The sequence below is a fragment of the Hymenobacter ruricola genome, assembly GCF_015694525.1.
GTDB classification, from domain to species: domain Bacteria; phylum Bacteroidota; class Bacteroidia; order Cytophagales; family Hymenobacteraceae; genus Hymenobacter; species Hymenobacter ruricola.
Genome location: NZ_JADQDM010000002.1, coordinates 24,028 through 46,217 on the forward strand (window position 1 = coordinate 24,028; position 22,190 = coordinate 46,217).

The 22,190-nt window shown below is 61.5% G+C and carries 16 protein-coding genes, 1 tRNA gene and 1 pseudogene; 17 read left to right on the top strand and 1 reads right to left on the bottom strand.

The features are described from left to right. Positions 1-246: 246 nt before the first annotated feature. The 11 genes and pseudogenes from I2H31_RS04125 (at position 247) to rplT (ending at position 14,880) form a co-directional block, all read left to right on the top strand. Positions 247-2,997, top strand: coding sequence for a DNA gyrase/topoisomerase IV subunit A (locus I2H31_RS04125; RefSeq protein ID WP_394368954.1), 2,751 nt, complete (start codon positions 247-249; stop codon positions 2,995-2,997). 332 nt (positions 2,998-3,329) lie between these two features. Continuing rightward, the gene (locus tag I2H31_RS04130; protein ID WP_196291754.1) at positions 3,330-4,076 is read left to right on the top strand and encodes a hypothetical protein; all 747 of its coding nucleotides are present in this window, start codon (positions 3,330-3,332) and stop codon (positions 4,074-4,076) included. A gap of 327 nt (positions 4,077-4,403) precedes the next feature. Further along, on the top strand, positions 4,404-5,510 hold the full coding sequence (locus I2H31_RS04135) for a hypothetical protein (protein WP_196291755.1): 1,107 nt from the start codon (positions 4,404-4,406) through the stop codon (positions 5,508-5,510). Positions 5,511-5,606: 96 nt separating this feature from the next. Next, complete coding sequence (locus I2H31_RS25585) at positions 5,607-5,999, top strand: T9SS type A sorting domain-containing protein (protein WP_196291756.1); 393 nt, start codon at positions 5,607-5,609, stop codon at positions 5,997-5,999. 99 nt (positions 6,000-6,098) lie between these two features. Continuing rightward, the gene (locus I2H31_RS04145) at positions 6,099-8,639 is read left to right on the top strand and encodes a T9SS type A sorting domain-containing protein (protein ID WP_196291757.1); all 2,541 of its coding nucleotides are present in this window, start codon (positions 6,099-6,101) and stop codon (positions 8,637-8,639) included. A 294-nt stretch (positions 8,640-8,933) separates the two neighbouring features. After that, a complete protein-coding gene (locus tag I2H31_RS04150) occupies positions 8,934-9,752 on the top strand; it encodes a tetratricopeptide repeat protein (protein WP_196291758.1) in 819 nt (272 codons plus the stop codon). Positions 9,753-9,851: 99 nt separating this feature from the next. Continuing rightward, positions 9,852-11,003: a tetratricopeptide repeat protein gene (locus tag I2H31_RS04155; RefSeq protein WP_196291759.1), complete on the top strand. Its 1,152-nt coding sequence runs from the start codon at positions 9,852-9,854 to the stop codon at positions 11,001-11,003. Between the two features lie 233 nt (positions 11,004-11,236). Continuing rightward, positions 11,237-13,171: a threonine--tRNA ligase gene (gene thrS, locus I2H31_RS04160; RefSeq protein WP_196291760.1), complete on the top strand. Its 1,935-nt coding sequence runs from the start codon at positions 11,237-11,239 to the stop codon at positions 13,169-13,171. A gap of 258 nt (positions 13,172-13,429) precedes the next feature. After that, positions 13,430-13,987: pseudogene (infC, locus tag I2H31_RS04165) on the top strand (translation initiation factor IF-3); the annotation flags it as partial. Positions 13,988-14,182: 195 nt separating this feature from the next. Continuing rightward, positions 14,183-14,377, top strand: a complete 195-nt coding sequence (gene rpmI / locus I2H31_RS04170; RefSeq protein WP_196291761.1) for a 50S ribosomal protein L35 — start codon at positions 14,183-14,185, stop codon at positions 14,375-14,377. 158 nt (positions 14,378-14,535) lie between these two features. After that, entirely contained in the window at positions 14,536-14,880 is a 345-nt protein-coding gene (gene rplT, locus I2H31_RS04175) for a 50S ribosomal protein L20 (protein ID WP_168672944.1), read from the top strand. A gap of 199 nt (positions 14,881-15,079) precedes the next feature. On the opposite strand, the gene I2H31_RS04180 is transcribed toward rplT, so the two are convergent. After that, a tRNA-Met gene (locus I2H31_RS04180) sits at positions 15,080-15,153 on the bottom strand. A 132-nt stretch (positions 15,154-15,285) separates the two neighbouring features. Here I2H31_RS04180 and I2H31_RS04185 point away from each other — a divergent pair. The 6 genes from I2H31_RS04185 (at position 15,286) to trxB (ending at position 22,166) form a co-directional block, all read left to right on the top strand. After that, positions 15,286-15,699, top strand: coding sequence for an START-like domain-containing protein (locus tag I2H31_RS04185; RefSeq protein ID WP_196291762.1), 414 nt, complete (start codon positions 15,286-15,288; stop codon positions 15,697-15,699). Positions 15,700-15,806: 107 nt separating this feature from the next. After that, positions 15,807-17,261, top strand: a complete 1,455-nt coding sequence (locus I2H31_RS04190; protein WP_196291763.1) for an LptF/LptG family permease — start codon at positions 15,807-15,809, stop codon at positions 17,259-17,261. Positions 17,262-17,411: 150 nt separating this feature from the next. After that, on the top strand, positions 17,412-17,687 hold the full coding sequence (gene rpsO, locus I2H31_RS04195) for a 30S ribosomal protein S15 (RefSeq protein WP_196291764.1): 276 nt from the start codon (positions 17,412-17,414) through the stop codon (positions 17,685-17,687). A gap of 202 nt (positions 17,688-17,889) precedes the next feature. Beyond that, on the top strand, positions 17,890-20,061 hold the full coding sequence (pnp, locus tag I2H31_RS04200) for a polyribonucleotide nucleotidyltransferase (RefSeq protein ID WP_196291765.1): 2,172 nt from the start codon (positions 17,890-17,892) through the stop codon (positions 20,059-20,061). A gap of 122 nt (positions 20,062-20,183) precedes the next feature. Further along, positions 20,184-21,047, top strand: a complete 864-nt coding sequence (locus tag I2H31_RS04205) for a sigma-70 family RNA polymerase sigma factor (protein ID WP_035566352.1) — start codon at positions 20,184-20,186, stop codon at positions 21,045-21,047. Positions 21,048-21,230: 183 nt separating this feature from the next. Further along, complete coding sequence (gene trxB, locus I2H31_RS04210) at positions 21,231-22,166, top strand: thioredoxin-disulfide reductase (protein ID WP_196291766.1); 936 nt, start codon at positions 21,231-21,233, stop codon at positions 22,164-22,166. The last annotated feature ends 24 nt before the right edge of the window (positions 22,167-22,190 follow it).

Here is a 22,190-nt window from a genome sequence, read left to right on the forward strand (position 1 = left end):
ATTGCGCTCCGCGCTGATTCTGGTACTTTTGACGGCACTCCGCCGACCTCATTCGCTTCCCTCGTGGCACCTCTCGATACTCCTGATTCCGATTCCATCGACCAAAATTTTTTACAACCCGGCGATTCGGTCGATTTTGATTTGGCGGCTTTTTCGCCGGCGGCTGCGGCCGATGCCGCGGCGGCCCCGACCGAAGACGAAAACGCCCCCGTCGGCGCCGACTTGTTTGCCAGCCTGACGCCGGAAGTGGAGGCGCCCGCCGTCACGGAGCCCGAAACCGAGGAGGAGCCCAAGTTTGCCCCCGGCGAAACCATCCACGACGTGGCCACGGTGCGCGGCATGTACCAGAACTGGTTTCTGGACTACGCCTCCTACGTGATTCTGGAGCGGGCCGTGCCGGCCATCGAGGACGGCCTCAAGCCCGTGCAGCGGCGCATTCTGCACGCCATGAAGGAGATGGACGACGGCCGCTTCAACAAGGTGGCCAACGTCATCGGCCAGACCATGCAGTACCACCCGCACGGCGACGCCAGCATCGGCGACGCCATGGTGAACCTGGGCCAGAAAGACCTGCTGATTGAAACGCAGGGCAACTGGGGCGACGTGCGCACCGGCGACGGCGCCGCCGCGCCCCGCTACATCGAAGCGCGCCTGAGCAAGTTTGCGCTCGACGTGGTGTTCAACCCCGACACCACCGAGTGGCAGCTCAGCTACGACGGCCGCAAGCGCGAGCCCACCACGCTGCCCGTGAAGTTCCCGCTGCTGCTGGCGCAGGGCGTGGAGGGCATCGCCGTGGGGTTGAGCACCAAGATTATGCCCCACAACTTCCGCGAGCTGTGCGAGGCCAGCATTGAGGTGCTGCGGGGGCACGACGTGCAGCTGTTTCCGGACTTTTCGACCGGCGGGCTCTGCGACGTGAGCAACTACAACTCGGGCCTGCGCGGCAGCAAAATTCGCCTGCGCGCCACCATTGAGAAGGTGGATAAGACCCTGCTCGTCATCCGCGACATTCCCTACGGCTCCACCACCACGGCGCTGATGGAGAGCATCGTGAAAGCCTCGGAAGCCAACAAAATCAAGATTAAGAAGGTGGTCGACAACACGGCGGCCGAAGTGGAAATTCAGGTGCAGCTGCCCGCCGGCGTCAGCCCCGACCTGACCATGGACGCGCTGTACGCCTTCACGGATTGCGAAATCAGCATTTCGCCCAACACCTGCGTTATTATTGACGAGAAGCCGCGCTTCGTGGGCGTGGAGGACGTGTTGCGCCAAAGTACTAGGGCCACGGTGCGCCTGCTGGAGCGCGAGCTCGAAATCCGCCAGGAGGAGCTGTGGGAGAAGTGGCACAACGCGTCGCTGGAGAAGATTTTCATCGAGAACCGCATCTACCGCAAGATTGAGGAGTGCGAAACCTGGGAGGAAATCCTCGAAACGATTGATAAGGGCCTGAAGAAATTTGTGCGCGTGGAAGGGGAGAAGGCCCGCGCTGACGATGCGCGCATTGTGCTGCGCCGGGCCATCACGGAGGACGACCTCACGCGCCTGACCGAAATCCGCATCAAGCGCATTTCCAAGTTCGACGGCTTCAAGGCCGACGAGTACATTCAGAAGCTGGAGGCCGAGCTGGCCGAAGTGGCCGACCACCTGGCCAACCTCACGCGCTACGCCATCAACTACTTCAAAGGCCTGCTGAAGAAGTACGGCGCCGGCCGCGAGCGCAAAACCCAGCTCCGCACCTTCGACGTGGTGACGGCCCAGAAAGTGGCCGTGGCCAACCAGAAGCTCTACGTGAACTACGCCGACGGTTTCGTGGGCTACGGCCTGAAAAAGGACGAAAACGCCGTCACCATCTGCGACTGCTCCGATTTGGACGACATCATCGCCATTCGGCGCGACGGCACGTTCACAGTGAGCAAAATTGCGGAGAAGACCTTCGTGGGCAAGGACATCCTGCACGTGGGCGTGTACAATAAGAACGACGACCGGTTGGTGTACAACATGGTGTACCTCGACGGTGCCTCGGGCATCTCGTTTGCCAAGCGTTTCCTGGTGTCGGGCATCACCCGCGACAAAGTCTACGACCTCACCAAGGGCACCAAGGGCACCAAAACGCTCTACCTCACGGCTAATCCCAATTCCGAGTCGGAAATCGTGAGTATTCAACTCTCGGACAAAGCTCCGGCGCGGGTAAAGCAGTTTGATTTCGATTTTGCTGACCTCGCCATCAAAGGCAAGGGCTCGATGGGCAACATCGTGACCAAGCAGCCCATCAAGAAAATCACCCAGAAAGCCCTGGGCGACTCCACGCTGGGCGGGCGCGAAATGTTTTTCGACAGCGTGGTGGGGCGCCTCAACACCGCCGGCCACGGCCGCTACCTGGGCACGTTCGACACCGAGCACACGGTGCTGGTGGTGTTCCGGGACGGCAGCTACGAGCTCACGCCGCCCGACCCGGCCCTGCACTACGACGTGCCCAACATCGTGCTGCTGCGCAAGTTCGAGCCCGAGGTGGCGCTGTCGGCGGTGTACGTGGACGGCGAAACCAAGCTGCACTACGTCAAGCGCTTCAAGATTGAAACCAGCACGCTGAGCAAGCGCTTCACGTTCATTTCCGAAACCAAGGGCTCGAAGCTGCTGGCCGTGACCTGCCACCCCGAGCCACTGGTGGAAGTGACCCTGCAAAAGGACAAAAAAGCCGACAAGGAGAAAGAGCAGATTGCGCTGCACGAGTTCATCGACGTGAAGGGCTGGAAGGCCATGGGCAACAAGCTCAACTACTTCAAAATCCACGCCGTGGCCCTGCTCACCGACGAAGGCCCCGAGCCCCAGCGCCGCGAAGTGGCCAAGAAGCGCGCCGCCGCCCCCAAAGCCGACGAGCCCGCCCCCAGCGCCGCCCCGCGCCCCGAGCCCACCGGCCCCGTGGGCGTGACCGACGAAGAAGTGGCCCAGGCCCGCGAGCTGTTGAAACGGCCCAAAGCACAGCTGGGCCTGTTTTAAGCGCCAGATATTCGCTGAGGCGTAAGGAGCCAATGACCGGCCGGTGGGCTGGTCATTGGCTCTTTTTTGTTTACAGCGGTCGAAGTCATGTATAGCTGATGTCGCATTCAGCGTTATCCCCGGAGCATTGGCCACTGTGATAGGTCGGCAATGGCCTCATAATCGGTTTTTTATTAGCGTGAAATGTATATCGTGCAAAAAAAAAACACCTTGAATTACAAGTCTATTTTTGGCTGATTTTGTCCTTTTTCATACCTCGTTCCCATCCGTGCTTTACTGCACTGGGGTAGAGGCCGGCACTGGCCCGGTTTGCCATTTTTCTCCATACCACCATGAAACTCCTTTTCTCTGCTACGGCCGCGCTAGTGCTGTGGGCAACTGTGCAAAACACCCAGGGACAGTCATTGCTGTCGCCCGCCGACACGGCCCGCACCTACCAGCACCACCTGGGCCTGACGGCCAGCCCGCAGCTCGACCACTTCTTCACCGCCAACCGCTCCTTGCCCATCGGCCTGCTCTACCGCAAGCAAACCCAGCCCAACCGGGCCTGGCGGGCGCGGGTGGTGGCCCGGTATGAGTTTAACAGCGGCGATGCACCCCTGCAAATCGGTAACTCTTACCGGGAGCATACCGGAAGCGTGGAGCTGGCCTGGGGCCGGGAGCGGTGGCTGCCGCTCAACCGCCGGTTTATGGCTTATGCGGGAGGCGAAGTAGGTGCTCGACTGGACGTGTACCGAAAGAATAGCGAGTATTATCGGCTGTTGCCGAGGTTCACTACAGGCGCCTCGCCATTGCCAGAAACGGCGGTGACTGACCAACAAGAACACAGAACTACGCAATCCGTCTTTTTACAAGCGTTTGCTGGTATTCGTTTACGAATTAGTCAACGGCTATTTGCAGAAGCAGAATCGGGTTTGCCGCTTACGTTTTCTCATCAAAAATGGAATTTAGATGGCGTCGAATATTATGTGAGTGACCGAACTCCTTCCGGTGCTGGCAATAAAGGCGATAATACTTATTACACGATTAAGGCTCAGTTCAATCCAGTCTGCAGGTTGCATTGCTTTTTTCTTTTCTAACCCATCATTCACTTTTAACAAACTCTAAAAATGAAACACAAACTACTTTTTAGCTGCTTACTATACATTCTAATGGCCGCAGGCGCCACTTCGGTGCGAGCGCAGTCCGTCGGAAATTGGTCTGGTCTTCCTACTACTGGCGTCTGCCCGGGCCAATCTACCACCCTCACGCTAGTTGGGTTGCCATCTACAATAACTGGCGCGAATAATCCATTAGTTACCGGGGGCCGTGTTACGTCTGGTCCAACCCTAACGAATAATAATGGTGTAATTACTGTAGCACTCACAATAGTATGGCTGGTTGGTGACGACCAAGGGACAATTGAGATGACCTTGGTCAATACTAGTAATGGCAATACCACCACCCCGCCAGCTCCAAAAGTCACAGTTGGCATCCGCAACGTTTTTGGCAAGCTGCCCCAGCAAGTCAACGGGGCTGCCAGTACTTCCCTGCCCATTTGCAGCGGCGGGCAGCCGGTCACGCTCACGCTGCCGGTCGAAACCTTCGCCGGGGTGCCCGGCGAGGTCATCAATGACTACATCTGGGCCATTCCACCAACTTGGACCGTGCAAAACGCCACCCGCTTGACCGATTCGTACTGGTCGGGCGTGTCAGCTAGTACCGGCTACTGGTATTACCTGGGCGGCCGGAGCATCACTGTGACGCCTCCAGTGGGCGAAGGCAACAAGAGCGTCTTTGCGCGGTTCTATAATCGATTCTGTTTTGAAACGACGGCCTTTAACAACTTAATATCCGGCATGATTAGCGCCGAGCGCCGCTACGATTTCGTCCGAGAGCCTACTTTCACGGTTTTCAATGTGCCCACCACGGTTAACTGCGGCGAGCAAACCGGCTTCACGCCCACGGCCACGGCCAGCCAATCGGGCGTCACGTTCACGTACTCGGTGCCCGCGGGCAGCGGCTGGCTCGTCAACACGGTGAAAGGCGTGCTGAAGATAGTGCCCAGCGGCAGCGGCGGCACCACGCTCACCGTCACGCCCACCTACAATTGCAGTGGCGCCACAGTTACCGGCACGCCGAAAGACGTGGCGATTGGCTTCAACCCGAACCAGGCCACGCCCGTTTTCAACGTGCCCAAGCTGGAGCTGTGCCCCGGCGTGACGCAGGGCGTGAGTGTGCAGCCGGTGCCGGGGGCCACGAGCTACACGTTCAGCGGCATTACGGCGCCGCTCACCCTCACGCAAAGCAGCCCGGGCAGCACCATCGCGCGAATTACCGTGCCGGCCAGCCTGGTGGGCGGCGTGGCTCAAACCCTGCACGTGGTGGCCAACAGCGGCTTCGGCTGCGCGCCCGCTTCGGCCGACATTCCGGTGAAGGCCGGCTACGGCGATGCCAGCCTTGACGTCATCCCGGCTCCTGCCATCATTAATAGTCGTCCCACGGTTTGCGCCAAAAGCTCCTTAACCGTCTAGCTGCGCGAAAACCAAGCCATTGGCACCAGCACTGACATCGAGTGGACTTGTATCAATTGCCTCATCGCGCCACTCCAAGGCACCCAGGACCATGAGGTGTATGTAACGGCGCCCACCTCCGGCAGCTTCTCGGTTTCGGTTCGTTATGTAGATGGCTGTGGCACGACGCGGGCCCCCGGGTTTTTTCAAACAATTTACAACACGTCCATTTTCACCGCCACCAGCATCAACGGCAGCCCGTGCTCCGCGCCCAGCCAGGAAATCATCGGGATGCACCCAAACCCGGCCGACGGCAGCGCCGTGGTCGACAACCTCCGGGGCCCGGTGCAGCTCTACAACGCGCAAGGGCGGCTGGTGGAGCTGCCGCCCGCCAGCACCACCGCGCCCACGACCCTCGACACGCGGGCGCTGCCCAGCGGCTTGTACTACGTCACTGGCCGCGACGCCTACGGGCGGCCCATCCGGCGGGCGCTGCAAGTGCAGCACTAGGACCGGAGGCAAGGCTTCCGGCTTCCGATACCTACCCCTTACATTTAGCAGCAGGCGGCTCCTTGCGGAAGCGTCCGCTGCTTTCTTTTCTTCCAAGCCATGAACAATTTTTCTGCCTTAATTCTGGGGGCGCTGCTGCTGGCCCTGCCGGCCTCGGCGCAGCTCAGCCCCCGCCTCGACCCCAGCTTTCCGCTGGTGGCCATTTATCAGCCCGCACCGGCGAGTGGCGTGCTGCAGCTCAGCAGCGGCGCCCGCGTCGTCACCGGCGGGTTCGACCGCGCCGAACGGCAGGCGTATAACAACTCCACCAGCAGCGGCGTGGTGCGCTACCTGCCCACGGGCGCGCCCGACAGCGCGTTCAACGCCACGCTGGCCGCCGATTACTTTCAGCTGGCCACCCTGGCCGAAGCGGCCAATGGCAAGCTGCTGCTGGGCCTGAACGGCGATGCCTTCTTTGGCGGGCTGCCCGCCCCGGCCCTGGTGCAGCTCAACGCCGACGGCACCCGCGACGCCGCTTTTGCCAACCCCGTGCCGGGCCAGGATGGCTACGTGTCGCGCATCGTGGTGCAGCCCGACGGCAAGCTGCTGGTGGGCGGCAACCTGGCTTTTCTGGGCCAAACCCCGGCGCCGGGCCTGGCCCGTCTCAACCCCGACGGCACGCCCGACCCCAGCTTTCAGGCCCAGCTCGCCAGCGGCCGCCTTGCGGGGGTGCGCGGCCTGGCCCTGCAGCCCGACGGCAAGGTGCTGGTGGTGGCCAACGTGGAGCTACCCGGCTCGCCGGCCGCGAGCGAAGACCGGCTGGTGCGCCTGCAGGCCAACGGCGCCCAGGACCTGGCCTTTCAGCCCGCGCTGGCGGCCGGGGTGGTGCTCAGCGACGTGGTGGTGCAGCCCGACGGGCAGGTGCTGCTGGCGGGAGCCGGGCCGCAGGCGTTGCTGCCGGGGGGCACGGCCGCACTTGCCCGGTTTAGCGCCGCCGGGGTGGCCGATGCGGCATTTGCGCCCCCGGCCGGGTTCTACGCCCCGCTGTTCACCGCGCGGCCTGCCTTGGCGGTGCAGCCCGACGGGCGAATTCTGATTGCCAATACGCAGACGAGTAACCCGACCACCGGCCACACGCCGGTGGCCCGGCTGCTGCCCAGCGGCGCCCTCGACCCCAACTGGAACGTACCCTTGGCGCCGGGCGACTTGTTTCCGCGCATTGCCAGCGTGCAGGTGCTGCCCACGGGGCAGGTGCTGGTGGCGGGCAACCTGCTGCGCCTGGGCACCCCCGACAGCCGGGAGCTGGGCGCCGCGCTGCTAGAGGCCACCGGTGCGCCGAACCCCTCTTTTCGGCCCGTGCTGCAATTGAGCGGCTCGGTGCGCGACGTGGCCCAGCAGCCCGATGGCCGGCTGGTGGCCGTGGGCAATTTCAGCGAAGTCAATGATAAAGAGGTGCACAACGTGGTGCGCTTCGAGCTGAGCGGCGCCGTGGACACGGCTTTTTGCCGCCGGGCCCGCCTCGCCGGCGGCGAGGGCGTGCGGGTGCTGGCCCTGCCCGATGGCACGCTGGTGGCGGGCGGCACCTTCTCGCGGGCCGGCGGAATGCCCCAACCCGGCGTGGTGCAGCTGCTGCCCAGCGGCCAGCCCAGCGCGGCCTTTGCCTCGCCGCTGACCGTGGGCGCGACCCTGCGCGAGCTGGTGCGGCAGCCCGACGGCAAGCTGCTGGTGGCGGGCTCTCTGCGCCGGGCAGGCTTCCCGGCCAGCGCCAATTTGCTGCGGCTGCTGCCGGATGGCACCGTGGACGCCACGTTTCAGTCGGCGGCCAACGTGCCGCCCAATGCGCTGCTGGTGCAGCCCGATGGCAACATCGTGGTGGGCAGCGCCACGGCGGCGCGCCAGGTGCTGCGGCTGCTGCCCAGCGGCGCCCTCGACCCCTCGTTTAGCCCGCCCGTGCTGGGGGCGTCGGTTCGCGGCACGGCCGCGGTGCAGGCCCTGGCGCTCCAGCCCGACGGGCGCCTGCTGCTGGGCGGGAGCTTTTCGCAGGCCGGCTCCGTGAGCACCACGCACGTGGCCCGCTTGCTGCCCAACGGCACCCCCGATGCCACCTTCGCCAGCCAGCTGCTGCAGCCCGGCGGCAGCGTGAGCGCCGTGGCCCTGCAGCCCAATGGGCGCGTGCTGCTGACGGGCTTCAGCCAGTTTCCGGCGCCTGCTGCCGCGCCCTCGCTGTTCCGCCTGCTGCCCGATGGCCTGCCGGATGCTTCCTTTGCCAGCAGCCAGGGGCCGGCCCAGGGCGCGGCCCGCGTGCTGGTGCAGGCCGATGGGGCCATTGTGGCGGCTGGCACTTTTGTTTCCGTCAGCGGGCTGCCGGTGCTTGGGCTTACCCGCTTGCTCGATGGCAACGTGCTGGCCCAGCGGGCGGCCACGGCTTACCGCATCGAGGCGTGGCCGGTGCCCGCGCACGGCCAGCTCAGCGTGCGCGTAGGTGCTGTTCCGCCGTTCTGCATTAGTCTGGTTAATGCCCTGGGACAAGTCGTACAAACGCAGAACGCCCAAACAGCCCAGCTCATGCTGGATACAGAAGGGCTTGCTCCGGGATTATACTTGTTGCGGGTGGAGCACGCCGGGGTGGTGATTGGTGGCCAACGCGTTGAAACTCAATGAATGTTGCGCGAGTGCCATAGCGGTTACTTCCTCAGTGCCACACTGGCCGGGTGTTGGTAGCAGGCGCACTCAAGTCCTTTGGACGGGGCTTGGTTCGGCAGTTCCTGAGTTCTGCCTGCCGGAAGTCTGCGCGCATCGTGCCGTTCTTTGCGAAAATTTGCTTTCAAATTGCCGGCGTGTCAGGTGAAGTGGCTTCGATTATATTGGTGGGTAGTGGTCTTCGCCGCCGGTGCGCTGGGAACGCCGCTTGTGGCGGCCCAACCTGCCAAAAAACGGGCAGCTACGCCCCGCGTCGTGACCGCCCCGCCGGCCGACCCGCCCGCCGTGCGGGTGAAGCTGTTCCAGGCCGCCAGCCTCGCCAATCAGTTCAAAGACTCAGAAGCCCTGGCGGTGTACCAGGAAATCCTGAACCTCGCGCCGACGCACTATTTGTCGCTCTGGCAGGCCGCCGTGCTCAGCGTGCGCATCGGCAACCGCTACTCCGATGAAACGCGAAAAGCGGCGTATTTCGATGCCGCCCGCCAGTACGCCGACCGCGCCCTGCTGCTGCGGCCCGAAGGCGGCGAAAGCAACTACGCCGCCGCCCTGGCCTTGTTTAGCCAGGCCACCCTCTACAGCGCCGGCGCCCGGCTGGCCGCGTTTCGCGACCTGCGCTCCCACGTGTACCTGGCCACCGAGCGGCGCCCCGATTTGCCGGAAACCTGGCAACTGCTGGGCCGCTGGCAATACCGCGTGGCCCATTACAACCTGCTCGAACGCCTGTACAGCAAGCTGGTGCTGGGCGGGGTGCCCGAGGGCGGCGACAGCCGCGACGCCATGGAAAACCTGGAAAAAGCCCACAAAATGGCACCCCAGAACCTGCAGTTTTGCTACGACCTGGCCCGCATGTGCCAGTACCAGGGGCGCCGGCGCCGGGCCATTGAAGTGCTGCTGGAAGCGGAAAAAATCTCGCCCATTACCAGCGACGAATTGGTCATCAGTCGCTTATGCCGCAAGATGCTGCCGCCCCTGGCCCGCGCCGATGCCCGCCACCAGCGGCGGGCAGCCTCCGAAGCGGCACCCGCGCCACCGCCGACACCGGCACCCGCCAGCTCAAGCCGGGAAGGCGACTGAGCCCCTGGGAAAAGCGCCGCGGGCCGGAAGCTGGCGGCGGTTTTACTTTTGCGATGGAATTGGGCGCACCGCTCGGTTCTGCTTGCCGTTGCTTGAGCCATGCCCTGCTCCCGTTTTTCTCAGCTCACGTTGGTGCCGGTGGCCGCCCTAGCCGTGGCCTGTCAAACCACGCCCGCCGAGAGCCCCGACACGCTGGTGAACCTGGCCACCGTGCAAAGCGGCCCCCGGGTGCAGGCCGACGAGCTCAACGGTGCCATTGCCCGCGAGCCCCGCAACGTGGCCTTGCTGGCCCGCCGCGCCACCCTGCGCCTGGCCGCCGGCCAGCCCCGTGCCGCCCTGGCCGACATTGCCACTGCCCTCGAAATCGACGATGCCAACGGGGGCCTGTACTTCCTGCAGGCGCGAACCTTCCGGGCCCTGGGCCAGTTGAACGACGCCCTGGCCGCGGCCCGGCAAGCCGCCGAGCACGGTTTCGGCGGCCCCGAGCTGCCTTTGCTGGTGGGCGAGACGCACCTGGCGGCCCGCAACTACGCCGCCGCCCTCGACAATTTCGACCGCACCCTGCGCCTCGACCCCGACCAGCCCGCGGCCCTTTTCTACAAAGGCCTGGCCTACGCGGCCACCGCCGACACCTCCACGGCCGTGCAGTACCTGCAGGATGCCCTGGCCCGTGACCCTCACGAAACCGAAATCCTACACCAGCTGGCCTTTTTGCTGAACGCCTGGCGCATTCCGGCCGATGCCGCGAAATATGCTGCGCTGGGCATGAAACTGGACACCACCTCCGGCCTGCTGCGCTACGACTACGGCCGCCAGCTGGAGCTGCAGGGCCGCCCGGACAGCGCCCTGTGGTATTACCGCCGCGCGCTGGCCCTCGACACCACCGTTTACCGCGCCGATTACCGCCTGGGCCTGGCCGCGGCCAAAGCCCGCCAGCCCGTGGCCGCCATCCCGCACCTCACCCGGGCCCTGCGCCGCAACCCCCGCCTGCCCGAAGCGCGGGCCTTGCTGGCCGAAGCGCTGGAAGCCCAGAAACGCCTGCCCGAGGCCCTCGTCCAGTACCGCCTGCTGGTGGCCGAAAACCCCGGCAACGCCCACTGGACGTTCAAAGTCTGGAAAACTAACGAGCAGGTGCAGGCCTTGCTGCCCGATAGCCTGCGCACCGCGCCGCGCTACTACTACCGCCGGCCCGCCGCCCGGCCGCAACTCGCGCCGGTGGAAGCCCTCGCGCCGCGGCAGTCGGGGCTCTAGCATTCACGGGAAGGCCTCGGCCCAACCCGGTCCAGCCAGCCTTCTCTTTTTCAGAAAGAACTGCGGATACCCAGCGTTCAGCTACCATGGCAAAGGCCTTGGAAGGTTGCAGCCACGCGGCCCGGCCACAGTCCGCAACCTGCGCACCAGCGGGTTTTGGCCGCAATGGCTTCGTTTCTCCGGCGGCTGGCCGTAACTTGCACCGGCTTTGCGCTCACCGCAAGTCACCTATTATGCTCCACATCACTCTTCCCGACGGCTCGCAGCGCGAGCTCGCCGACGGCGCCAGCGGCTACGACCTGGCCGCCAGCATTTCCGAAGGTCTTGCCCGCAACGCCCTGGCCGTGTCGGTCAACGGCGAAGTGCGCGACCTCCACCGCCCCTTGCCCGACCACGCGCAGGTCAGCATCCTCACCTGGAACGACACCGCCGGCAAATCCACCTACTGGCACTCCTCGGCCCACCTTATGGCCGAAGCCCTTGAAGCCCTGTACCCCGGCGTGAAGCTGGCCATCGGCCCGGCTATTGAAAATGGCTTCTACTACGACGTCGACCTCGGCGAAGGCCGCAGCATCAGCAGCGAAGACTTCCCCGAAATCGAGAAGAAAATGCTGGAGCTGGCCAAGAACAAAAGCCAGTACGTCCGCAAAGAAGTCTCGAAAGCCGACGCCATTGCCTACTTCACCGAAAAGCAGGACCCCTACAAGCTGGAACTGATTGACGGCCTCGAAGACGGCAACATCACCTTCTACACGCAAGGCGGCTTCACCGACCTCTGCCGCGGCCCGCACATCCCCGACACCGGCACCATCAAGGCCGCGAAGCTGATGAACGTGGCCGGTGCTTACTGGCGCGGCGACGAGAAAAACAAACAGCTCACGCGCCTCTACGGCATCACCTTCCCCAAAGCCAAGGACCTCACCGAGTACCTGGAGCGCCTCGAAGAAGCCAAGCGCCGCGACCACCGCAAGCTCGGCAAAGAGTTGAAGCTGTTTGCTTTCTCCGAGAAAGTAGGAGCGGGGCTGCCCCTGTGGCTGCCCAAAGGCACCGCCCTGCGCGAGCGCCTGGAGCAGTTTCTGCGCCGCGCCCAGGTGAAGGCCGGCTACTCGCCCGTCGTGACGCCCCACATCGGCGCCAAGGAGCTGTACGTGACCAGCGGCCACTACGAGAAGTACGGCGCCGACTCGTTCCAGCCCATCAAAACGCCCAACCCCGGCGAGGAATTCTTCCTCAAGCCGATGAACTGCCCGCACCACTGCGAAATTTACAAAACGGAGCCCCGCAGCTACCGCGACCTGCCCGTGCGCCTCGCCGAGTTTGGCACAGTGTACCGCTACGAGCAGTCGGGCGAGCTGCACGGCCTGACGCGCGTGCGCGGCTTCACGCAGGACGACGCCCACATCTTCTGCCGCCCTGACCAGGTGAAGGAGGAATTCATGAAGGTAATTGACATCGTGCTCTACGTGCTCAAGGCCCTCGATTTCCCCGACTTCACCGCTCAGATTTCGCTGCGCGACCCCGAGAACAAAACCAAGTACATCGGCTCCGACGAAAACTGGGAGAAGGCCGAAAGCGCCATCCAGGAAGCCGCCCTCGAAAAAGGGCTCAACACCGTGACCGAGTACGGCGAAGCCGCGTTCTACGGCCCCAAGCTCGATTTCATGGTGCGCGACGCCATCGGCCGCCGCTGGCAGCTAGGCACCATCCAAGTCGACTACAACCTGCCCGAGCGCTTCGACCTCGAATACACCGCCGCCGACAACTCCAAGCAGCGCCCCGTGATGATTCACCGCGCGCCGTTTGGCTCGCTGGAGCGTTTTGTGGCTGTGCTCATCGAGCACTGCGGCGGCAATTTCCCGCTCTGGCTCACGCCCGAGCAGTTCATCGTGCTGCCCATCTCCGACAAGTACAGCGACTACGCCTACCAAGTAAAAGCGCAGCTGGAGCAGCACGACCTGCGCGGCACCGTCGACGGCCGCGACGAGCGCATCGGCCGCAAAATCCGCGACGCCGAAATGGGCAAGATTCCCTATTTGCTGGTAGTAGGCGAGAAAGAAGCGCAGGACAACATCATCAGCGTGCGCAAGCACGGCGAGGGCGACCTTGGTTCCATGCCGCTCGAAGCTTTCGTGAAAAGCGTGCAGAGCCAGATGGTGGAGGCGCTGTAAAGGCACCACAGCAGAAAGTCTGTTATGCTGAACGCAGCGAAGCACCTTATCAGGTTTGAACGACTTGTTCGAGCGTGATAAGGTGCTTCGCTGCGTTCAGTGTGACAATGATTTACGCTTCCAGTTGAAATTCATTGGCTCCTGCCTTGCCTTTCCAATTATAAATGCCGATATTTGCCCCCTGATTGCCAGGCCTTACCCGGCCGAAACAGCCTAGAATCTCATTCCCCGCCACTTTTTTAGCAGGAGGACCAAACCATAGCAGCTCCGAATCGTCGGTACGTGCCCCGCCAGCAGGTGGAAGAGCCGTTCAAAATCAACCAAAAAATCACGGCCCGCGAGGTGCGCCTTGTTGGCGACAACGTGGAGCAGGGCGTGTATCCCATCGACCAGGCCCGCAAGATGGCGCAGGACCAGAATCTCGACCTCGTCGAGATTTCGCCCACCGCCACGCCGCCCGTTTGCCGCGTCATCGACTACTCGAAATTCAAGTACGAGCAGAAGAAGAAGACCCGCGAGCTAAAGGCCAAGCAAACCAAGGTCGTCCTCAAGGAAATCCGTTTCGGTCCCAACACCGACGAGCACGACTTTGCCTTCAAGGTGAAGCACGCCCAGGAGTTTTTGCGCGAAGGCGCGAAAATCAAGAGCTACGTGCACTTCGTGGGCCGCAGCATCGTGTTCAAAGAGCGGGGCGAAATCCTGCTGCTCAAGTTTGCCCAGGCCCTTGAGGACCTGGCCAAAGTAGAGCAACTGCCCAAGCTCGAAGGCAAGCGCATGTTCCTGTACCTCGCGCCGAAAGCGGCCGTTGTGGCGAAGGCCGCAGCCAAGCCGGCCGCGTCGGCATCCGACGCCAAACCCGAAAAGAAAGCTGCCAAGCCCGCGGAAGCGCCCGAAGCAGCTCCGGCTTCCACCAACGACGCCGAATAGATTTTACCCGGTTGCGGATGGCTTCCCGACCCCCGGTCAGTGAGCAATCAACAATCAACAACCAACCCTCCAACAACCACTACAATGCCGAAAGTAAAGACGAAATCCGGTGCCAAGAAGCGCTTTGCGCTCACCGGAACGGGCAAGGTGAAGCGGAAGCACGCCTTCAAGTCGCACATTCTCACGAAGAAGACCACCAAGCAGAAGCGCGGCCTGACCCACACCGGCCTCGTGAGCAGCGCCGACATGAGCCGCGTGCGCCAGATGCTTAACTTTTAATTAGGAATTATAAATTATGAATTAGAAATCAGACAGTCATTTGCGCGCTGCTGTTTTTAATTTATAACTCATAATTTTTAATTCATAATTCCTTATAAACCAGGCTTCCGGCTCTAAGACCCTAACCCCGTCGCCGGCTGCCAAAAACTCCTCAGGTTATGCCAAGAAGTGTCAACCACGTGGCCTCGCGCCACCGCCGTAAGAAAATCATGCGTTTGGCGAAAGGCTACTACGGCCGTCGCAAAAACGTGTGGACCGTAGCCAAGAACGCCGTTGAAAAAGGCCTTCTCTACGCGTACCGCGACCGTAAAGTAAAGAAGCGCGAGTTCCGCGCCCTCTGGATTCAGCGCATCAACGCCGGCGCTCGTGAGCACGGCTTGTCGTACTCGCAGCTGATGGGCGGCCTGAAAAAGGCCGGCATCGAGCTCAACCGCAAGGTGCTAGCCGACTTGGCCCTGAACCACCCCGAAGCCTTCAAAGGCATCGTGGAAAAGGCGAAGTAATTCCCTTTCGGGCGTTATCCATCAAGAGAACGTTGAACCTCGGGTTCAGCGTTTTCTTGTTTTGGGCCCTTGCAGCCCGGTTTTAACCTTGATGAGTTGAAGACTGAAACACCACAAATGGGTGATTGAGCCGACTCCGACGGAAAAGGGCCTAAAACGAAAAAACCGCTTCAGCGCACGGCCAAAACGGTTTTTGAAGTAGCGGGGACGAGAGTTGAACTCGTGACCTCAGGGTTATGAATCCTGTGCTCTAACCAACTGAGCTACCCCGCCGGGTTTTTTGTGGGTGCAAAGGTAACGCGATAATAGGCCCCGGCGCAAGGTTTGGGGCCAAAAACACTGTATTTCTCCCGCGCTCCGCTGGCTCAGGCCGGTTGCTATTGGGGCGCCCTCGTTTTTTCTCCTATGGCTTCGCCTGATATTCAGTCCAAAACGCGCTTCGTGGTGGAATTTCCCATCAACGCCTCGCCCAAAATTCTTTTTCCATACCTGGCCACGGCGTCGGGGCTTTCCCAGTGGTTTTGCGACGATGTGCGCTACGTGGAAGGGCAACGCCTCAATTTTATCTGGGACAACGAAAACCACTACGCCGAAATTTCGGGCCAGCGCCTGAACCGCGCGGTGCGCTTCGTGTTCCTCAACGAGCAGCGCCAGCCCATTTCGGACGCAAACTTTCTGGAATTTACCCTCGATTCTTCGCAGGTGACCGATGAAGTGTACCTGCGCGTCGTCGACTACTCGGCGGGCCACGACGCGGCCGAGCAGCACGAGATGTGGGAGGGGTTGGTGGGCAAACTGCGGGAGCAAGTAGGGGGGTAGCGCCGCGCCAGCTGCCGGTTTGGCCAGGTGCGGTCCGTTTTTCGGTACTTTTTTCCGTTCGTCGTCGTTTCGTATCGGGCTGAAACTTATGCTCAGCGCCGCGTTCTATGCTTAAAAAGCTCGACAAGCTCATTCTCAAGGCCTTTGCCGGGCCTTTCCTGCTCACGTTTGCGGTGGTGCAATTCATTCTGCTCACGCACACGCTGCTCAAATACCTCGACGACATCATCGGCAAGGATTTGGGCACGGCCGTGCTGCTGCAGCTGCTATTCTATTTCAGCGTGCTCATCGTGCCGGTGTCGTTGCCGCTGGCCGTGCTGCTGTCCTCGCTGATGACGTACGGCAACCTGGGCGAGCACCACGAGCTGACGGCCATTAAGGCCTCGGGCATTGCCCTCACGCGGATTTTGCGCCCGGTGCTCCTGCTCACCCTGGGCCTGGCCGTCGGGGCGTTCTGGTTCAACGAAACCATCGTGCCGCGCGCCAATCTCAAAGCCTACAGCCTGCTCTGGGACGTGCGGCAGAAGAAGCTGGCGCTCGACATCCGGGAAGGGGTGTTTTACAACGGCATCCCTGGCTACACCATCAAAGTGGACAAAAAAACGGGCGTTAACGGCGACCGGCTGCACGGCGTGATGATTTACGACCACACCCAAAAGTCCGGCAACTCCACCGTCATGCTTGCCGATTCGGGCCACATGGCCACTACCCACAACGGCAGCTATCTGGCTTTTGAGCTTTTCCACGGTCACAACTACGTGGAGCAGCCCGACGCCCAGGACCGCGCCGGCGCCAGCTTCATCCGGCAGGCCTTCGACCACAACGTCATCACGTTTTCGTTGGCTTCCTTCGGCATGACCCGGACCAAGCAGGAGTTGTTCAAGCAAAACCGGATGATGCTGAACATTCCGCAGCTGCGCTACGCCACCGATTCGGTGCAGAAAAAGCTGCACATCCAGGAACAGGAGCTGCCCCGCACGATGAACTCCTATTACTCCTACATCCGATTGGATACCACCGGCCGCGCCGCCGCCCGGAAAGTAGAAGGCCTGCGGGTGCCGGCCGCCCGGCTGCCCGCCGCCACCGCGCCCATTATCGAGCAAGCCCTCAACCGGGCGCGCAACCTGCAGTCCTACGCCAAGTCGACGGCCGAGCGGCTGGACGTGGACGCCCGCGGCTCGGCGCTTTTCCGCATCGAGATTTACCGGAAGTATTCGCAGTCGGCGGCCATTCTGATGATGTTTCTGATTGGCGCGCCGCTGGGCTCCATCATCAAAAAAGGCGGACTGGGCGTGCCCATCCTCATTTCCATTCTGTTTTTCATTGTCTATTACGTGCTCAGTATCATGGGCGAGAAATACGGCCGCGAATTTGTGATGCCGGTGGGCATCGGAATGTGGATGTCGAACCTGGTATTGCTGCCCGCCGGCCTGTTTTTCCTTTACCAGGCCTACAACGACTCCGGCTTGCTGGAACTGGACTTCTGGCGCCGCCTGCCGCAGCGCGTGGGCATTCCGGCTTTGCGCAAAATCACGGAGCCGGAAAAGGAATTAGTGGCCTGATAAAAGGGCGCCAAGCCGGCTGTAAAAACCGGGCACCGCGCTTTTATCCTGTTTTAAAATTGCGTACCTTTGCGGCACCCCAATGCGTGGGGTAACCAATCAACATTTTTTAACACCCACAATCTAAGACGGGGTAACACCTATCAACCGATGATTCTGACCACTGAAGCAAAACAGGCCATCTTTGAAAAGAACAGCCTGCAAAAGTCGAAAACCGATACCGGTTCGGCCGAGTCGCAAATTGCCCTCTTCACCCACCGCATCACCCACCTCACCGAGCACCTGAAGGTGAACAAGAAGGACCACAGCACCCGCCTGGGCCTGCTGAAGCTGGTAGGCAAGCGCCGCAGCATGCTGGATTACCTGCAGCACCGCGAAATCAACCGCTACCGCGCCATCATCAAGGAGCTGGGCATCCGTAAGTAAGTCCAGAGTCTGAGAGTAGGGAGCCTTCCAACGAAGGTTCCCTACTCTTTTTTTGTTCGGGTTGGTTTGGCGCCGAGGCTGCCCCCGACGGTTGGTGTTCATCGGCGCATTGCTGTTGTTTTTATCATGAGTAACGGGGGCCGCTGGCGGCGCTCGTTTTTGGCTGCTCGCCCGCTGTCGCTTTTCCAAGCAAACCCCGCTGATGTCCCAACCCCAAGCCATTACCAAAACCCTGGCGCTGCCCGACGGCCGCGTCATCTCCATCGAAACCGGCCGCTTGGCCAAATTCGCCGACGGCGCCGTGGTGGTGCGCCTCGGCGACACCATGCTGTTGGCCACGGTGGTATCGGCCCCGAGCCAGCGCGAAGGCGTTGACTTCCTGCCGCTGTCGGTGGACTACCAAGAGAAATTCGGCTCGGCCGGCAAGATTCCCGGCTCGTTCCAGCGCCGCGAAGGCCGCCTGAGCGACTACGAAATCCTGATTTGCCGCCTCGTCGACCGCATCCTGCGGCCGATGTTCCCCAAAGACTATCACTACGAGGTGCAGGTGATGATTACCCTCATCTCGGCCGACAAAGAGGTGCAGCCCGACGCGCTGGCCGCCCTGGCTGCTTCGGCCGCATTGTCAATTTCCGACATTCCGTTTGCTGGTCCGATTTCCGAAGTTCGCGTAGCCCGCATCGATGGCCAGTTCCAGATTAACCCCCGCACTTCCGACCTGGAGCGCGCCGACATGGACCTGATGGTGGGCGCTACCGCCGACTCGGTGGCCATGGTGGAAGGCGCCATGAAGGAAGTGAGCGAAGAGGAAATGGTAGCAGCCATTGCCTTCGGCCACGAAGCCATCAAGGCCCAGTGCCAGTTGCAAAAGGAGCTCGCCGAGGCCGTGGGTCGCACGGCCGACTCGCCCACCCGCGAGTATCCTAAGTACGAGGAGAACGAGGAACTGAAAAAGCGCATCCACGAAGGCGTGTACCAAGGCGCCTACGATGTGGCCCGCTCGGGCAACACCAAGAAAGCCGGCCGCAAGGAAGGCTTCTCGGGCGTAAAAAAGGCATTTTTGGACCAACTGATTGCCGAACAGCCGGAACTGGATATGAAGATGTTCAGCCGTTACTATGGCTCGGCCGAGAAGAAGGCCATTCGCGACATGATGGTGAAGGAGCGGGTGCGCCTCGACGGCCGCCAGCTCACCGAAATCCGCCCCATCTGGTCAGAAATCAACTACTTGCCCGGCGCGCACGGCTCGGCCATTTTCACCCGCGGCGAAACCCAGAGCCTGACCACGGCCACGCTCGGCACCAAACTCGATGAGCAAATCATCGACCAGCCGCTGGCCAAGGGCTACTCGAAATTCATGCTGCACTACAACTTCCCCGGTTTCTCGACCGGTGAAGTGAAGCCGAACCGCGGCGCCGGCCGCCGCGAAATTGGCCACGGCAACCTGGCTTTGCGCTCGCTGCGCCAGGTGCTGCCTTCGGAAGAAGAAAACCCCTACACCATCCGCATCGTGTCGGACATTCTGGAGTCGAACGGTTCCAGCTCGATGGCTACCGTATGCGCCGGCTCGCTGGCGCTGATGGACGCGGGCGTGAAGATTTCGGCCGCCGTGGCCGGTATTGCCATGGGCTTGGTGCAGGACAAGGAAACCGGTGAGTACGCCGTACTGAGCGACATTCTCGGCGATGAGGACCACCTCGGCGACATGGACTTCAAGGTGACCGGCACGGAAAAGGGCATTTGCGCCTGCCAGATGGACATCAAAATCCAAGGCTTGAGCAACGAGATTCTGACCGCTGCCTTGCACCAGGCACGCGAGGGCCGTCTGCATATTCTCGGCGAAATGGCGAAGACGATTTCGGCCCCGGCGCCGGAGCTGAAGCCTCACACCCCGCGCTCGCACAAGATGCTCATCGACAAAGAGTTTATCGGTGCGGTAATCGGGCCAGGCGGCAAAGTGATTCAGCAGATTCAGAAGGACACCAACGCCACGGTGATTATTGAGGAGAAGGACGAAAAGGGCCACGTGAGCATCTACGCCTCCAACCAGGAGGACATGCAGGGCGCCATCGACCGGATTCGCGCCATCGCGGCCCAGCCCGAAGTAGGCGAGGTGTACAAGGGCAAAGTGCGCAGCATTCAGCCGTACGGTGCTTTCGTGGAGATTATGCCGGGCAAAGACGGCCTGCTGCACATCTCGGAAGTGACGCACGAGCGGATTCAGACGCTGGAAGGCTTGCTGGAAGTGGGGCAGGACATCGACGTGAAACTGGTGGAAATCGACAAGAAAACCGGCAAGTACCGGCTCTCGCGCAAGGTGCTTCTGCCCAAGCCGGAGGCCGCGGCCGCCAGCAACGGCGAGGCGAAAGCCTAGCGAACCGGCGCCGCCTGAGAACTTAAAGCAGAGGGAGCCTGTTGGCTTCCTCTGACTTAGGGACTGGCCGGGCGGCTTTTTCTTACGTATAACCCCATCAGATATCGTTCTTACCTAGTCCCATGAGACAGCTAAAAATTAGTAAGCAGATTACCAACCGCGAAAGCCAGTCGCTGGACAAGTACCTCCAGGAGATTGGCAAGGTTGATTTGCTCACGCCCGATGAGGAGGTGACGCTCGCGCAGCGTATCCGCGACGGGGACCAGCAGGCGCTGGAAAAACTGACGAAAGCCAACCTGCGCTTCGTGGTGTCGGTGGCCAAGCAATACCAGAACCAGGGCCTTTCGCTCGGTGACCTTATCAACGAAGGCAACCTCGGCCTCATCAAAGCGGCCAAACGCTTCGACGAAACCCGTGGTTTTAAGTTTATTTCGTACGCCGTGTGGTGGATTCGTCAGTCCATCCTGCAGGCCTTGGCCGAGCAGAGCCGCATCGTGCGTCTGCCCCTGAACCGCGTGGGTTCGCTGAACAAAATCAGCAAATCCTTCTCGGAACTGGAGCAGAAATTCGAGCGTGAACCCTCGCCGGAGGAAATAGCCGAGGTGCTTGAGTTGACTACTTCGGAAGTAGTGGACACCTTGAAAATCAGCGGCCGCCACGTATCGGTGGATGCCCCGTTTGTGCAAGGCGAGGAGAACCGCCTGCTCGACGTGCTCGAAAACGAGGACGAGGAGTCGCCGGACATGGCCCTGATGAACGACTCGCTCCGCAAGGAGGTGCAGCGCGCCCTGAGCACGCTCACCAAGCGCGAGGCCGACGTGATTACGCTGTACTTCGGCCTGAACGGCGAAGCGGCGCTAACGCTGGAAGAAATTGGCGAGAAGTTTAACCTGACCCGCGAGCGGGTGCGCCAGATTAAGGAGAAGGCCATTCGCCGCTTGCGCCACACGTCGCGCTCGAAGGCCTTGAAGCCCTACCTCGGCTAAGTTCTGCTTATTTTTGTTGTTGAAAAACCCCGACTGTAAGGTTGGGGTTTTTTGTACGGTTTTGTTAAGTTGAGCGTCTACCGGGGCGTACCGCGAAGTTTGCTTCGCATTCCGGTGGCGCCGTTAGCCAACAACCACTTTTCGTTCATCGATACGCGGAGCAGAACTCCGCGCTACAGCACAATGTCTGAACACATCAAATGCCTGATTATCGGCTCCGGCCCGGCTGGCTATACCGCCGCTATTTACGCTGCGCGTGCTAACATGGCGCCGGTTATGTACATGGGCTTGCAGCCCGGCGGGCAGCTCACCATTACCAACGACGTGGAGAATTTTCCCGGCTACCCGGACGGCATCATGGGCCCGGAGATGATGGAAGACCTGAAAAAGCAGGCCACCCGATTCGGCACGGATATCCGCTATGGCATTGCTACGGCGGTGGACTTCTCGGTGACGCCGCGCCGCGTGACCATTGACGAAACTATTGAACTGACGGCTGACGCGGTGATTATTGCCACGGGTGCTTCCGCCAAGTGGCTGGGGCTGCCGTCAGAAGCCAAGCTGAATGGGTCGGGGGTTTCGGCCTGCGCCGTGTGCGATGGATTCTTCTACCGCGGGCAGGAAGTGGCCATTGTGGGCGCCGGCGATACGGCTGCGGAGGAAGCCACCTACCTGGCCAACCTGGCGAGCAAGGTGACCATGATAGTGCGCAAGAGCGAGATGAAAGCCTCGAAAATCATGCAGAAGCGCGTGCTCGACAACCCCAAGATTGAGGTGCTGTTCGACACGGTGACGGATGAGATTCTGGGTGAGCACAGCGTGGAAGGCGTGCGGGTAAAAAACCTGCTGACCCACGAAACGCGTGAGATTCCGCTGACGGGCTTCTTCGTGGCCATCGGGCACGAGCCGAATTCCAAGATTTTCCAGCCCTACCTGCACCACGACGAGCAGGGCTACCTGAAAACCATTCCCGGCAGCAGCAAGACCAACATCGACGGCGTGTTTGCCTGCGGTGATGTGCAGGACTATACCTACCGCCAAGCCGTGACGGCGGCCGGCTCCGGCTGCATGGCGGCGTTGGATGCCGAGCGCTACTTGGCCGCGCTGGGCATACACTAAGCATTAAATTTGCGTTTCGAACGT

Excerpts from the sequence above, each read along its gene's own strand:
- I2H31_RS04130 (WP_196291754.1), top strand. The coding sequence starts at position 3,330 with ATGAAACTCCTTTTCTCTGCTACGGCCGCGCTAGTGCTGTGGGCAACT.
- rplT (WP_168672944.1), top strand. The coding sequence starts at position 14,536 with ATGCCAAGAAGTGTCAACCACGTGGCCTCGCGCCACCGCCGTAAGAAA.
- trxB (WP_196291766.1), top strand. The coding sequence starts at position 21,231 with ATGTCTGAACACATCAAATGCCTGATTATCGGCTCCGGCCCGGCTGGC.
- I2H31_RS04185 (WP_196291762.1), top strand. The coding sequence starts at position 15,286 with ATGGCTTCGCCTGATATTCAGTCCAAAACGCGCTTCGTGGTGGAATTT.
- I2H31_RS04155 (WP_196291759.1), top strand. The coding sequence starts at position 9,852 with ATGCCCTGCTCCCGTTTTTCTCAGCTCACGTTGGTGCCGGTGGCCGCC.
- I2H31_RS04190 (WP_196291763.1), top strand. The coding sequence starts at position 15,807 with ATGCTTAAAAAGCTCGACAAGCTCATTCTCAAGGCCTTTGCCGGGCCT.
- I2H31_RS04135 (WP_196291755.1), top strand. The coding sequence starts at position 4,404 with ATGACCTTGGTCAATACTAGTAATGGCAATACCACCACCCCGCCAGCT.
- I2H31_RS04145 (WP_196291757.1), top strand. The coding sequence starts at position 6,099 with ATGAACAATTTTTCTGCCTTAATTCTGGGGGCGCTGCTGCTGGCCCTG.
- rpsO (WP_196291764.1), top strand. The coding sequence starts at position 17,412 with ATGATTCTGACCACTGAAGCAAAACAGGCCATCTTTGAAAAGAACAGC.
- I2H31_RS04205 (WP_035566352.1), top strand. The coding sequence starts at position 20,184 with ATGAGACAGCTAAAAATTAGTAAGCAGATTACCAACCGCGAAAGCCAG.
- pnp (WP_196291765.1), top strand. The coding sequence starts at position 17,890 with ATGTCCCAACCCCAAGCCATTACCAAAACCCTGGCGCTGCCCGACGGC.
- rpmI (WP_196291761.1), top strand. The coding sequence starts at position 14,183 with ATGCCGAAAGTAAAGACGAAATCCGGTGCCAAGAAGCGCTTTGCGCTC.
- thrS (WP_196291760.1), top strand. The coding sequence starts at position 11,237 with ATGCTCCACATCACTCTTCCCGACGGCTCGCAGCGCGAGCTCGCCGAC.